This is a genomic window from Streptomyces sp. NBC_01450, assembly GCF_036227505.1.
Classification (GTDB): Bacteria; Actinomycetota; Actinomycetes; order Streptomycetales; family Streptomycetaceae; genus Streptomyces.
The window spans coordinates 1,547,593-1,560,978 of sequence record NZ_CP109481.1 but is presented as its reverse complement, the minus strand read 5'-3'; the positions used below and the strand labels follow the sequence as shown (position 1 = coordinate 1,560,978).

At 67.5% G+C, this 13,386-nt stretch carries 8 protein-coding genes and 3 pseudogenes; 4 read left to right on the top strand and 7 right to left on the bottom strand.

What is annotated here, in order from left to right; genetic code table 11:
• Window positions 1–4: 4 nt before the first annotated feature.
• Complete coding sequence (locus tag OG568_RS55765; protein ID WP_329537655.1) at window positions 5–2,737, top strand: AAA family ATPase; 2,733 nt, start codon at window positions 5–7, stop codon at window positions 2,735–2,737.
• Between the two features lie 843 nt (window positions 2,738–3,580).
• Here OG568_RS55765 and OG568_RS55760 read toward each other — a convergent pair.
• Window positions 3,581–4,600 (bottom strand): RNA polymerase sigma factor, encoded by a 1,020-nt coding sequence (locus OG568_RS55760; RefSeq protein WP_329537654.1) that lies wholly within the window; start codon window positions 4,598–4,600, stop codon window positions 3,581–3,583.
• A 793-nt stretch (window positions 4,601–5,393) separates the two neighbouring features.
• Between OG568_RS55760 and OG568_RS61970 the strand changes: the two are divergent.
• A pseudogene (locus tag OG568_RS61970) lies at window positions 5,394–5,582 on the top strand (hypothetical protein); the annotation flags it as partial.
• Between the two features lie 17 nt (window positions 5,583–5,599).
• Here the strand turns inward: OG568_RS61970 and OG568_RS55755 are convergent.
• The 3 genes and pseudogenes from OG568_RS55755 to OG568_RS55750 all read right to left on the bottom strand — a co-directional run bounded on the left by OG568_RS55755 (window position 5,600) and on the right by OG568_RS55750 (window position 6,632).
• Window positions 5,600–5,848 (bottom strand): integrase core domain-containing protein, encoded by a 249-nt coding sequence (locus OG568_RS55755; protein WP_329537653.1) that lies wholly within the window; start codon window positions 5,846–5,848, stop codon window positions 5,600–5,602.
• Window positions 5,849–5,871: 23 nt separating this feature from the next.
• Window positions 5,872–6,156: pseudogene (locus OG568_RS61965) on the bottom strand (IS3 family transposase); the annotation flags it as partial.
• A 176-nt stretch (window positions 6,157–6,332) separates the two neighbouring features.
• Window positions 6,333–6,632: a transposase gene (locus tag OG568_RS55750; protein WP_329537652.1), complete on the bottom strand. Its 300-nt coding sequence runs from the start codon at window positions 6,630–6,632 to the stop codon at window positions 6,333–6,335.
• A 766-nt stretch (window positions 6,633–7,398) separates the two neighbouring features.
• Between OG568_RS55750 and ltrA the strand changes: the two genes are divergently transcribed.
• Window positions 7,399–8,763: a group II intron reverse transcriptase/maturase gene (ltrA, locus tag OG568_RS55745; protein ID WP_329537650.1), complete on the top strand. Its 1,365-nt coding sequence runs from the start codon at window positions 7,399–7,401 to the stop codon at window positions 8,761–8,763.
• A gap of 244 nt (window positions 8,764–9,007) precedes the next feature.
• Here the strand turns inward: ltrA and OG568_RS55740 are convergent, their stop codons facing one another.
• Entirely contained in the window at window positions 9,008–10,285 is a 1,278-nt protein-coding gene (locus tag OG568_RS55740) for a DUF6923 family protein (protein ID WP_329537649.1), read from the bottom strand.
• A gap of 856 nt (window positions 10,286–11,141) precedes the next feature.
• Between OG568_RS55740 and OG568_RS61960 the strand changes: the two genes are divergently transcribed.
• Window positions 11,142–11,531, top strand: a complete 390-nt coding sequence (locus tag OG568_RS61960; protein ID WP_443077953.1) for a zinc finger domain-containing protein — start codon at window positions 11,142–11,144, stop codon at window positions 11,529–11,531.
• Here OG568_RS61960 and OG568_RS55735 read toward each other — a convergent pair.
• Together OG568_RS55735 and OG568_RS55730 are read right to left on the bottom strand one after the other, a co-directional pair.
• A pseudogene (locus OG568_RS55735) lies at window positions 11,427–12,610 on the bottom strand (IS3 family transposase); the annotation flags it as partial. The gene OG568_RS61960 and the pseudogene OG568_RS55735 overlap by 105 nt on opposite strands.
• A 94-nt stretch (window positions 12,611–12,704) precedes the next feature.
• The gene (locus tag OG568_RS55730; protein ID WP_329537648.1) at window positions 12,705–13,115 is read right to left on the bottom strand and encodes a cupin domain-containing protein; all 411 of its coding nucleotides are present in this window, start codon (window positions 13,113–13,115) and stop codon (window positions 12,705–12,707) included.
• Window positions 13,116–13,386: the final 271 nt, after the last annotated feature.

The following is a 13,386-nucleotide window of genomic DNA, read 5'->3' as shown; positions in this document are numbered from 1 at the left end:
TGCGATGATCGGTCGGGACGAGGAGTTGCGGACTCTGCACGGGCTGCTGACGGACGCGGCGGCCGGGCACGGCGGCGCGCTGCTGCTCCACGGCACCGCTGGCGTCGGTAAGTCGGCCCTGCTGCGCAAGCTCGGTGCCGATGCCGCCGAAAGCGGTTTCAGAGTGCTGCGGACCTCCGGGGTGGAGACCGAGCAGTGGCTGCCGTTCGCCGCACTGCAACTGCTGCTGCAACCGGTCGCCCGTGACATCCAGAACCTGCCCGCCGCACACCGGTCGGCGCTGAACGGCGCGTTCGGCGCCACGGAGACCGAGCCCCAGATATACCGGGTCGGACTGGCCGCGCTCGAACTTCTCGCCGACGCGGCCGACCGGCAGCCGCTCCTGCTGCTCGTCGATGACCTGCAGTGGATCGATTCGTCCAGCCGGGATGTGCTCAGATTCGTCGCCCGGCGCACCGGCGACCTCGCCATAGCGCAAATCGCCGGCGCCCGTACCCAGTCGGCCGACGCGTACATGTACCCGGACCTCCATCTGGAGCCGCTCGGCCGGACGGCCGCCGCCGAGCTGCTCGACGCCGGCGCTCCCGAGCTGCCGGAGCCGGTACGGGCGCTCATTCTGGAGCGCGCCGCGGGTAACGCGCTGGCCCTGGTCGAGCTGCCCAAGGCGGCTCAGGGCATGTCCGGGCAGATGGACGACCTGCCGCTGACCCAGCGGCTGGAGAACGTCTTCGCCGCACGCACCGACTCGGTGAGCCGGCAATGCAGCGCGTTCCTGCTGGCCCTGGCCGCCGAGCCGGCCGCCCCGCTGAACCGGCTGCTGCAGGTAGCCAGTCGCCTCTGCGGTTCGGAGGTCTCCGTGGACACGCTGCAGGAGGCGGTCGACGCGGGCCTGGTCACCCTGGTCGGCCGTACCCCCGAGTTCGGGCATCCGCTGATGCGCTCGGCCATCTACACCCGCGCCGCGCTGACCGATCGGCTGGCCACCCACCGCGCCCTCGCGGTGGTGATGGACGACATTCCCGGGTGTCAGCTCGTCCACCAGGCCGCGGCCGCGATCGGCCCGGACGAGGAACTAGCCGACCGTCTGGAACGTTTCGCCGACGCCTCGCACGCCCGGGGCAAGGTGGCGGCGGCCGTCCCCGCCCTGCGTCAGGCGGCCGACCTCGTCCTCGACCCGCAGCGCCGGACCGGCATCCTGGTCCGGGCGGCCGAGCTGGCCAGCGAGGTCAACGACCGTGTCAACACGCAGATGCTGCTGGACCGCGCCGACATGAGCGCGCTCGGCCCGGTGGAGCGGGCCCGCCTCATGATCGTGTCCGACAAGTCCGCTTTCGAACCGGACAAGCCGCACCGGCGCATCCAGGACATGGTCACCGCGGCGGCCGAAGCGTTCGACGCGGGAGCCGGCGACGTCGCCGAGGACCTGTTGTGGCGTGCCGGGATACGCTGCTTCTTCCAGGACGGCGACGCGCAGGTGCGCGCTCAGATCGCGGCGGAACTGGACCGGTGGAACCCCGATCCGGACGCCCCCCATGTGCTTGCGGTGCGGGGGTATGCCCAGCCGTACCGGTACGGGGCCGACGTGATCGCGCGGCTCGACAGTCTCGAGCCGGACAGCGAGGACGCCCGGATCCTGCACTTCTTCGGCACCAGCGCCATGTCTATCGGCGACTTCGACCGCGCCAGCCGCTACCTGGCGCTGGCGGCCACGGCGTGGCGGTCGCAGGGCAGGCTCGGGCTGCTCGCCCGCTCTCTGTCCGGCAATTATCCGCGGGTGTTCCTCGGTCAGCTCAACCGGGCTCGCGAGGAGTCCGCCGAGGGGCTCGCCCTGGCCGAGGAGACCGGGGAGTGGATGCAATGGCTGGGGCTGAAGGCGACGGCCGGCCTGGTGGCAGCGCTGCGCGGTGAGGTCGAAGAAGCAGCGCGGTCGGTTCGCGAGCTGCGCGCGCACAGCCTGTTCGCCGGTATGCGGTACGTCACGGTAGTAGCGCAACAGGTCGACGGTCTGCTTGCTCTCTTCGATGGCCGCGCAACGGAGGCCTACGACATTCTCGCGTGTGCGTTCGATCCGACTGACCTCCATTACCACTCGATGCGTCGCTGGCTGCTGGCGCTGGACCTGGCGGACGCCGCGGTGGCCGCCGGTACCGTGGAGCAGGCCCGGGAACTGCTGGCCGACCTGCCCGAGCTGGCCGACCGACTGCCCTCGGAAGCGATGGTGGTCGCGCACGCCTACACCGACGCGGTACTGGCTGCGGACGACACAGCCGAGGAGCGCTACGCCGCGGCCCTCACCACGCTCCCGGCCAGCTGGACACTGGCGCGTGCCCGGCTGCACCTGCACCACGGCCGCTGGCTACGACGGCAACGCCGCAACGTGGACGCCCGCACCCCGCTGCGACTGGCCCGCGACGAGTTCGACCGGATCGGCGCGCAGCCCTGGGCCGAGATGGTCCGCGAACAGCTGCGCGCCACCGGCGAGTCGAGCGGCCGACGGCACGCCAACACCAGCGAGCAACTGTCGCCCCAGGAAACGCAGATAGCCGTACTGGCATCACAGGGGCTGACCAACCGGGAGATCGGCCAGCGCCTGTTCATCTCCCATCGCACTGTCGGAGCCCACCTGTACCGGATCTACCCACGCCTGGGCATCACCAGCCGGGGCAAGCTCCCCGCCGCACTTGCGGCCCTCCACGAAGAACAGCCCGAGGCCACCTTGTCCGGCGGCCCGAAGTGATCTGTCGGTGTCCGACCCCGGGCGGACGGCCCGTCGCACCGGGGGCGCCGACTCCCGTGCCAGGTTTCCGCCGACCGGCTCGGGCAGCTTCACGGCTCCGGCCACGGCGGGGCCGGTGTTCACCGGGGCGGCGAACTTTAGCCCGGAGACTGCGGGCCCTGCTGCTCAGAGACCCGGGCGGGGCAACCCCCGGGTCTCTGAGCCCTCGATCGAGCCGGACAATGAGCGCACGTTCGCTGAGTACATCCCGCTACCCAAGGGCCTTCGCGTGCAGGCGGCGGACAGTGGCTGCGAGGAGGCGTCGAAGCTTGTCCCTGTTGGCACCGTAGGTCTTGAGCGCGTGGCAGTTCGGGCGCAGGGCAATCATGTTCGAAGGGAGCTCCGCCCCGCCCTTGGCTAGGTCCTGTACGGGGTCGACCTGCAAGATCGGCTCTCCCGGCAGTGGTGCGTTCCTTGGGGTAGTCGGCGTATTGGGGGCTTTCGCAGTTACCGCTGCTACGGTGAATGACTGCTGCTCTCGCGCTCTGGGGAGGGTGCTGGGGCCAGAATCCAGAGGAACTCACGACGCCACTCGCCGTCGGCTCCTACGCCCCAGCGCATCCGACGCTGAACGATGACTGCCCAGGTTTCGAAGCTGAACTGCATCTGGAATGGCTTGTGCCAGTAGCGCAAGGGACGACCAGCGGACTGATACTCCGCCATGAGTTCGTTGCCATTCGTGATCCGCTGATCCGCTGATCCCCGAGAGACCGTCACCGACGTAGGCAATCCAGCCCGCGTCCGGCAACCGACCGTCGGCATAGGGGCCCTTGCCGTCCGAAAAGCCGCTCAGAATGCTGTCAGCTAGGCACCCAATGCCTGCCATCGCGGCGTGACCGAGCCTTCGACGGAGCCATTGGTCGTGTGGAACAGGAGCCCGCGCTGGCGTGCGGGGTCGGTAAGCAGCCCGTGCAGACACCGTCGCCCATAGTGCAACCGGGATTTTGCGGTGCTGGGTGGGATGCTCAGGATCTCCGCGATCTCCATGCGGGAGAAGTCTTCAACGTCGGCCAGGTATACAACGATGGCGAGCTTCCGCGGGAGTCGCTGCAGCGCGTTCTTCACCGCATGCTCCGACAGCCGGCCCACAGCCTGCGCCTCGGCGGTCTGGGGAACATGCAACGTCGGGCGTTCTGTGTCCGGCAACCGGCCGATGGAGCGTCGCATCGGAGAGCTCGAGCGCACCGTGCGCTGTCGCTCGCCACGGGCATCGAGCGCGGTCTCGGCCAGGAACCGGAACATCCACATCCTGGCATCTGTCTGCCAGGTCAATGACCCGAAGGAGTCGAAAGCCCTGAGGTAGGTCTCCTCAATCAGGGCCTCGGCGTCGCGGCGATCGTGGGTCATCTGTACCGCGGCCGCGTACAACCGGTCGATGAACGGCATGGTCACATGGTGGAAGAGCGCGAAGAGTTCGGCTGGATCCGCCGCGGCGGCGGCAGGGCCGTCCAAGGTGTCGGTGTTCGGCGGAGCGGCCATCTCGTAGTCCGTGCTATCAGCGACAGGGAAGCGTTGTTCCTGATGCGGCAAGACGTCTCGTGGTGTGCGACGACTGCTCGCGCGGGTCTCTTTCTCGTGCGGTGTCGGGAGGGAAGTCAGGCCCGGGACGGTGCTCGGTCGTTTCCGGTCAGGACGCGGCGTGCTGCGGCGCGCCGCGTCTTGGGCGCTGGACGGGTCGCAGGTGATGCTGCCGGCGCCATCGCGAGCCCTCACGACAGGGCCGCGCTCCGCCAGAGTGCGGACGATGGCTCCACCGATGGCCCCGGTTCCGCCTGTGACGACGGCGACCCTGGGTCCGGTGGATTGAGGTGAGGTGTCGGGCATGGGGAGCTCCAGTATCAGTGAGGAGGGTATGTGAGTCGGGCTTGTCGGTGCGCTCGTTCGCCACAGCCCTGCCACGGCTGACTACTTAGGGGTAGGTGCCGCGGCCGGGCAGGCCGCCATCCTCGAAACCTGCGGCCGCGGACCAGTGGACCGGCTGCACAGGAGCATCTTTGGCCTGCAAGCCGGAACGTGTTGCAAGTCTGGCCGGAAGGCCATCACCGGTGCCTCAGTCACACGACTAGACAATCGGAGCTGAGGCATAAGTCATGGCGTCCATTGCCGTAGGTATGTGCCCTTCCGCGGCGGCGTCACCTCGCAGCAGTCCGACCGTGGCCGGGGCCGTGCCAGCGCGTCGCGGAGCAGTAGAGCCGGTGGCCACGGTCCGCGGCCTGGCGAGCAAGGCCGGCCAGCGCCCCGAGATGACCGATGGCTTCGTCCTCACTGATGTCGTCGCCGTTCGTCAGGCGCAGCCGCGCCACTTCCGGGCCACCTCGTCCAGCTTCGTTCTGTCCGCCGTCACCAGCGAGCTGAACGGTCAGCGCCAGCCCTCGGCCGTCCGGGCTCGGCATCCATTACACACCCCCGCTTGTCGTTGTTGTACGCGCCCGAGCCCGCCGCTTTAACTGGTGAGTTACTTGTCACCTGGTTCGCCGCTCGTTACCGGCACCCCGCGTTCGCGCCGACGCCTTCCCGAACACACGCTCGCGCGCTGCCTGGCATACACCTCGCGGTGTCCCCGGGGGCATCCTTACGCTGTCGGGAACGGTGAGCCGGAGCACTGCAACGGCACCTCGCGGAAGGCAAGACCAAACGCGAGATCAACCGCTGCCTCAGACGGTACGTCGCACGAGAGATCTACCGTGAGATGACGAAGCCCCGCCGGTTTGCTCCGTCGGGGCTTCTGCGCGCTGGGGGTGCAGCGTCAGGTGGGCACGTCGTTGTATTGGTCTGGGGTGATAGGGGGCGTGAAGTTTGCCCGTGATCTCGGACACTCGATGGTTATGCCGCGAGGGTGTGTTGATGCCGTTGCCTGGTCTCGGCTGGGGTGAGGTAGCCGAAGGTCTTGTGCTTGCGCAGGCGGCGGCGGTTGTAGAAGGTCTCGATGAAGTTGAAGACCTCGGCGCGGGCGGTGGCCCGGTCGGGCCAGATTCGGGTGCCGATTTCCTCTTTGAGTAGGGCCCAGAAACTCTCCGCGGCGGCGTTGTCGAAGCATGATCCGGTGCGTCCGCTGCTCTGCTGCAGCCCCAACTCAGCGACCGGCGCCGGCGACGGTGGGCGCCCTGGATGCCGTGCTCACGCATCAGGCGGGCGACGCGCTTGTGGTTCACAGACTGTCCCAGACGCCGCAGTTCGGCATGGACGCGCGGGACGCCGTAGGTTCCACGGGAGGCTAGTGCCGCGGCAGGCAACGTTTGCCCGTCAAGGAGCGGCGTCCGGTGCGTGCTCTCGGCGTGCCGGCCGGAAGTCCTCGTACTGGACGTACTTGGGCTTTCGGCCGGTGCGGCGAGAGGGCGTGCCGGGCGTCGCGACGGGGCGAACGTTGCCTGTCGCGGCACTAGGTGGATGACGGTGATCTCGTGGGTCAAGGCCGCGTCGGCGGCCTGGCGGGCGGCGCGGGTCTTCTGCGCGGCGAGCCAGGCGTAGAAAGAGGAGCGGGCCACCTTCAGCAGCCTGCAGAGGAAAGCGACGCCGTGGGTGGTCTTCTCCGCCTCGATGAACGCGTACGTATCGTTCACCGATCGCTCTTTTTCGCGAAGAAGACCGCGGCTTTTCGCAGGACCTCGATCGTCTTTGCCTGCTCGGCGTTCTGCCTGCGCAGCCGCCTGAGCTCCTCGCGCTCCTGCGTGGTGAGCTCGCCAGGGCGGCCCTCGCCCTGGTCTGCCTTGGCTTGGCGGTACCAGCCGCGCAGGGACTCGGAGCTGATGCCGAGCTCCCGGGCGATGGCGGTGACCGTCTTGCCCGAGGAGTCGACGAGCGCGATGGCGTCCCGCTTGAACTCCTCTGTGTACCGCTTCGTGTACTTGCTTCCCACCTGGTGCTACTTCCTCTGGAACCTTAGGTCCCAGTCTCCAGGTGTCCACGATCAAGGGGAAGCTTCAGTGTGTTCCTTGGTCGGAGCACATGTTCAGCCGAAGGCCGCTTCCGCGTATGCCGGTTACCGAACCGAGTGATCAAGTTCGACGCACCATTCGACGCCGGATGTTAAAGACCAAGCGTACGTCCAGCAGTCCGGACGTCTTCCCAGTTCAGAAGGGATGTGAACGATGTAACCGGACGACAAGCTCAGGATAGCCAGCCGGTGGAAGTCCGGTCCGGGGAGACGCCAGGGTCCCCGGTAGCTGACTCCCGGCGTCGCCCGAAATGGTGACGTCGAAGTGGAGTGACAAGCGCCCCTCGGGGGCGTGCGACCGACCAGTCCGCAACATGAAGTGAAGCCTGCAGCGTCGTCATTTAACCCCCGCCCGCGGGCGGGCCAAGGAGGAGCCGAGCCTGTGCTTGTTTGGCGAAGGCCACGGAAGACGATCTCGGACCTGGAGCGGTCGTCGAAGAACCTCCCGGCGTAAGGGGCGTGGAATGGTCGGAAGGTTGTCCTGGGAACTGGAGAGAGCCTCCTCGGCCCCGGGTATTGCGGCCCGGGAAGCGTGGCCTTCCTATAACCGGCAGAACCGGGAAATGGCGGGTTGTCGAGAGGCAGTCGGAGGGGGTCGTAGTAGTGACGATCGGCGGGACAACACAACCCGCTGGGAGCGAAGGGCCCCTGCTTCATCGACGCGATTCGAAATCAGGGAGGGACCCGGATGAGTGCCGTTTCGGCTAGTTCCATCCGCCGGGAGGAAGACGCCGCAGGGCCGGGTGGCCGTCCTCTGGACAAGGTCCGAGCTCTGCAACGGACGCTTTACCGCTGTGCCAAGCAAGAACCCGAACGCCGGTTTCACGCCCTGTATGGCCATGTCCACCGCATGGACGTTCTGAGGCGGGCGTGGGCCGGTGTGTGCGCAAACCGAGGTGCCCCCGGCGTGGACGGCATGACCGTCGACGCGGTGGAGACCTCGGGAGTGGATGCATTCCTCCAGGACCTTTCGCAGAGACTGCGGACGCATACGTATCGTCCGGCAGTGTTGCGGCGGGTCCAGATTCCCAAACCGGGGCGGCCGGGGGAGTTCCGGCCGCTTTCGATCCCCACGGTGGCGGACCGAGTGGTGATGACGGCTGCGAAACTGGTCCTCGAACCAGTACTCGAGGCCCAGTTCACCGAGGCGAGCTATGGATTCCGGCCGAAGCGGTCCGCGATCGACGCATGCGAAGCAGTGCGTGTCGCCGCGAACCAGCGGCGGGAGTGGGTGCTCGAGGCCGATATCCGCGACTGCTTCGGCACGATCGACCATGAGGCGCTGATGGCCCAAGTGGCACGGCGTGTGGTGGACCGGCCGATGCTGAAGCTGATCCGGGCCTGGCTGCGGATGGGAGTCTTGGAGGGCGGGGCGACCTTGCCTACCGGGGCAGGAACCCCGCAGGGCTCACCGATTTCCCCATTGCTGGCAAATGTCGCGCTGCACGTTCTCGACGAGGAGTGGCAGAACGAAGGTCGCCGGCTGGGGACGCTGGTGAGGTACTGCGATGATTTCGTAGTCCTGTCGCCGACGGAGCAACGGGCCGAACAGGCCCGTGAATTGGCGGCACGAGTGCTGGAGCGGCTCGGGATGCGATTGCATCCCGAGAAGACCGGCATCGTCCGCCTCACCCGAGGTGGGCAGGGCTTCGACTTTCTCGGTTTCCACCACCGGAAGATGGAATCGTGGAAATGGCGGGGCAGGTACTACTTGCAGCGCTGGCCCTCGGCCAGGGCGATGCGGGTACTGCGGGACAAAGTCCGTGCGGCGACCGCTCGTTCGAAGACTGAGCGGCCGGTATCCGCCGTGGTCGCCGATCTCAACCCGGTCCTGCGGGGCTGGGCGGCGTACTTCCGTAACGGGAACTCCGGACGGAAGTTCAACGTGGTCGACGGCTATGTCCACGAACGGCTGGCGATCTTCGCCAGCGCGAAACACAGACTTGCGGGCAGGAACTGGACTACCCGATTTACTTATGGGTGGATCACCCGGCTCGGTGTCTACCGTCTTACCGGAAACGTGCACAGGGCAATGGCGCATGCCAGCTGGTGAACGATGTCGGAAAGCCGTGTGCGGGAGAACTGCATGCACGGTTTGAAGCGGCGGGGACTGGAAACGGGGCGTCAGCCACCGCGCCAGTCCCCGACCCTACTAGTAGGACTCCGTTAGGTTGCTCCATACGACAGCGTCGGCCTTCAAGACCACAGCCGGGTCTTGAAGGCCGACGTCACGCAAGGCCCCGAATTAGCCATCAGCATCGGAGCGAAGGAGAGGGGAGCGGGCCCGACCGCCTGCGTCAGGTGTTGGCGCAGGTGTTGCCGAACGCAGGATTGAGCACGCCGACGATGTCGATCGTGTTCCCGCACAGGTTGACGGGGGCGTGGATCGGGGTCCGGACGGCGTTGCCTGTGAGGATGCCCGGGGAGCCGGTCGCGCCGCCCGGGACGCCGACGGCGGTGTGGACCGAGGAGGTGTTGTTGCCTGGGTTGGGATCGGGGTCGTTGCCGAAGACGGTGGCGGTGTTGGTCATCGTGGTGTCGCCGGAGCCGGCGGTGCCGGTGACGGTGATGGTGTGGCTGGCGCCGACGGCCAGCCTTCCGCCGGTGCAGGAGAGCTTGTCACCGCTGATGGTGCAGCCCGGGGTGGGGCTGCTGGGGTTGAGCAGGCCCGCGGGGAGGTCGTCGTTGACGGTCCAGCCCGAGGAGTCGGAGGGGCCGTGGTTGGTGACCGTGATCTGGTAAGTGACCCGGTCGCCGGCCTTGACCGAGGCGGGCCCGGTCTTGGTCACCGACAGGTCCGCGCGTGCCATGAAGCACGAGGTCGCGTCGACGTTGCCGCCGGGTCGCGTGCTCTGCCTGGACAGGAGATGGAAGTCGGGCTTGGCGCTGTCCGGTTGCGCGACGTTGACGCGGGCCAGGAATCCGCTGTTGTTGAAGAAGCCCAGGTCACCGTTGCCGTAGGTGAAGGCGCCGCCGTAGCCGGGCTTGACGGCCGGCAGGGGCGAGGTGAACTTGTCGACGGCTCCCGTTCCAAGGTCGATGCGCTGGATGCCTCCGTCGTTCGTCGCCATCCAGAAGTACCCCGCCGAGTACGTGATGTCGGCTCCCTGCAGGCGGGACTTCAGGTGGACGACGCCGGTCACGCTCCGCGTGCTCACGTCGATCTTGTACAGGACGGAAGGGTCAGGGCCGGACACGTAGTAGTTTCCCGCGGCGTCGAATCCTCCGATGAAGTATCCCGCGCCCGGGAGGCCGGCGATCGCCCCGGCATCGGTGGTCTGGCCCGCCTTGTCGATCCGCAGGAGGTGAGCGTCGCGGACGCGCAGGGCGAAAACGTAGTGGGTGGCCGGATCCACGCCCATCGCGTTGTAGGCCGGCACGGCCGGGCCGAGGGGGGAGAAGGAGACGGTACCCGGTCCGGCGACACCGAGCTGGAGTTCGTTTGTAGCGGTGCTCGTGGCCACGTAGAAGATCTGGCCATCGCACGAGAAGCCGTCCGGAGCGGCTGCCACTGCGCTTTGGGGGGCGCCGAGCACCCCGAGCGCGGCGGCTGCCGCGCCACCGACCATGAGCATGGTTGCGGGTGAACGATGAGAGAGACGATGCTTCGTGGTCGGGGTGACGGCGAGTAATGCGGCACCGGCCCAACGTCCGCGTACGGTCATATCAGCTCCTTGAACAAGGGGACAGAGCGGTACATTCCGCTCCCCATACGGGCCGGTTAACGATGCAGAGGGTCAGCGGTTACAGCTGCGACCCGCCGCGTCTGGATCGGCACCGAGACCGCCCGCGGCACCCAGTGGTTCACCCCCGAGCAGTGCTCCCTGGGCCCCGCCGGCCTGGTGACCCCCGCGCTGGATGACCTTCCGAACCGGCCCATCGCCCGGCCGCCGGCGCACCCCCAGGCCGAAACGCACGATCAGTCGGCCCGGATATCGCCGGAGGTCCGCCGCCTTCTGCTGCGCCTGGCCACCGCGCGCCTGGGCCGCGACATCGCCAACACCCGAAAGCTGATAAAGGAGTGCGACGGCCTGCTGAGCCGCAGGACCCGTGTGCCGGCCCTGCTGAAGGAGGCGCCCGCGACTCGGCCGAGCAGTGGCTGTTGGAGCGCACCAAGGAGATCGTCACATGGCGGCACAAGGGCGAGCGGGTGGTCTTGACCGGCGACGCGGCGAAGCAGGAGACGGAGAAGCGTGCACGTCAGGCGCAGCAGGCGACAGACAAGCGGAAGGCGTACCTGGCGGAACTGAAGCTCGCACTGGAGCATGAGCGGTTCGATGATGTCCGGGGTCTGCTGAGGGCGATCTCCCAGCTGCCGGATAGTGACGTTCCGCTGACCCGGGCGCAGATTGATCTGCTGCAGGGTGCCAGGGCCCGCGTGTACGGCGGGGGCTCGGCAAACTGCAGGACCAGGTCGCGCGCAAGAAGTGGGTGCAGCGGAAGTGCCCGACGTGCAACGCCCGTCCGGGGCAGGAGTGTTTCGATGCCGTCCCGGATGGTCAGCCGCTGCGACGCATGGGCGGTCACGACGAACGGCTCCAGCTGGTCATCGCCTCCCGGGAAAAGGCCGCCGCGGACAAACGGGTGCAACGCGGCGGGACCAACGCGTCGCGCAGCAGCGGGACCACGACCGAGGACCTGGCCTGGAGCGTGTCACACGTATCGTGTCCCACTTGCAAGGCTCCGGCGGGGAAGCCCTGCAGCGTGCCGGGCATGTTCGAAGTCTACTGGCGAGAGGTAGTCGAGAGCGCTGTGGCGCGTGCGGGCGTTGTAGTAGGTGAGCCATTGGAAGATCTCCAGCCTCGCCCGATGCATCCCTGATGCATCGTGGAGAACAGCCTCTGGTGCATCGTCTTCCTCTTGAGCCCCTGCCAGAACGACTCGGCGAGGGCGCTGTCGTAGCTCGAGCCGATGCGGCCCATGCTCCTGCGGATCCCGAAACCATTGCAGACCTGCGCGAACGCGGCCGATGTGTACTGAGCCCCTGTCCGCATGGAAGATCACCCCGTCCACGTGGCCGTCGCGGGTCGCCACGGCCATCTCCAGGGCGTCGATGACCAGTTCCGTGCGCATGTGGGAGGCCATCGACCAGCCGTGCACCCGGCGTGAACAGATGTCGATGACGCAGGCGAGATACAGCCACGTCCCACCGACCTGCACGTATGTGATGTCACCGCACCACTTCTCGTTCAACTGCCTGGCGGAGAAGTTGCGTTGGACCAGATCTGGAGCCAGCGGCGCAAGCCGGTCAGAGACCGTGGTGCGCTTGCGGCGCCGTACGTGCCGGCCCTCGATACCGTGCCGGCGCATCAGGCGCTCAACGCGCTTGCGGTTGATGGTGTGCCCGAAGCCCCGCAGCTCGGCGTGGACGCTGCGGACCCCGTACGTTCCCTTGTGCGCGGTGTGGACCTCGCGGATCTCCGCGACAAGCGCGTCCTCTGCGGCCTGCCGGGCGGCGCGGGCCTTCGCGCCGGCCAGCCACCGGTAGTAGCCGGAGCGCGAGACCTGCAGGACCCGGCATATCCGCTGAACACCAAAGGCCTTGGCGCGGGCGGAGACGAAGTCCCAGCGGCGGGTCTTCACTTCATCTCCTTCGCGAAACAGGCCGCCGCCCGGCGCAAGATCTCCCGCTCGAGCTCCCACTCCTTCTCGGCCATGCGCAGCCGGCTGTTCTCCGCTCGGAGCCGGGCCAATTCCTCGTCCCCGCTCTCCACGTCCTGCTCGCCGCAGCTGTGATCGCGGCCAGCATGTTCGTCGGCCTGCACCCAGCTGCGCAGCGTCTCGCCGGTCACCCCGACGTCCGCCGCGACCGCCGCATACGTGCGCTTCCCACCCGCCGCGCGATACAACGCCACCGCGTCGTTCCTGAACTCCGCCGGATACGGAGACCTACGTCCCACCAGGACACCCTTCCTCGGATCCACAAGATCCATTGTCAGAGTGTCCACACCGCCAGGGGCCCTCAGCGGAAAGAGAGTTCCGGAGTAGTGGTCATCATGACCGGTTAACCCGCTGGTGTCGTCGTTCGGCCAGCTCCTCCGCGCTGACCACGGTCAGAACCGGGGTACCCGGCTGCGCGAACATGGTCATCACCAGCTGCGACTGCGCGTCCGGAAGGTTGTTGGCGCCCTGGTAGCGGATTACGTCGCCTCCGGGTTCGAATACGGCGTCACCGGCCTTGAGCACCCGGGGCAGTTGCCCCTCCAGCTCGAAGAGGATCTCGCCCTGGGTCACGTAGCCGAACAGCGGACCGGGGTGCCGGTGCGGCGGTGCGCCGAGGTCACCGGGCGGCAGGGTGATCCGGATGGTCCTGGCCTCGGCGCCGGCCGGGATCCGGGACGCCGCCGCCGGCAGGGTCGTGATCACGTCAAGGCCTGGGGGCAGGTGTGCGTGCTCAGCGCTCATGTATTCCTCCAAGCAGGGACTGTTCATGGTGAGGACAAGACGGCCTCCCCGTTTGTGACAGCCCTGCGCGGCGCACCTGCCCCAGGGCCGCGCCGGAGATCCGGTTGCCCGAGCGGATTTGGGCGCTCAGCTCACCCGTCCGGTCTCAGGACGAACCTCCAGCCTGCCCGGGCGGTAGCCACGGAAGCACTGTTGAACCCATGGTCGATAAAAACGCCACACAAGCACTGCAAGCTTCACAACAACCTCTATACCCTCAGTGTATGGTCCG

Coding starts and splice junctions, on each gene's coding strand:
- OG568_RS55765 (WP_329537655.1), top strand. CDS start 5: ATGATCGGTCGGGACGAGGAGTTGCGGACTCTGCACGGGCTGCTGACG.
- OG568_RS55760 (WP_329537654.1), bottom strand. CDS start 4,600: ATGCCCGACACCTCACCTCAATCCACCGGACCCAGGGTCGCCGTCGTC.
- ltrA (WP_329537650.1), top strand. CDS start 7,399: ATGAGTGCCGTTTCGGCTAGTTCCATCCGCCGGGAGGAAGACGCCGCA.
- OG568_RS55740 (WP_329537649.1), bottom strand. CDS start 10,285: ATGCTCATGGTCGGTGGCGCGGCAGCCGCCGCGCTCGGGGTGCTCGGC.
- OG568_RS55730 (WP_329537648.1), bottom strand. CDS start 13,115: ATGAGCGCTGAGCACGCACACCTGCCCCCAGGCCTTGACGTGATCACG.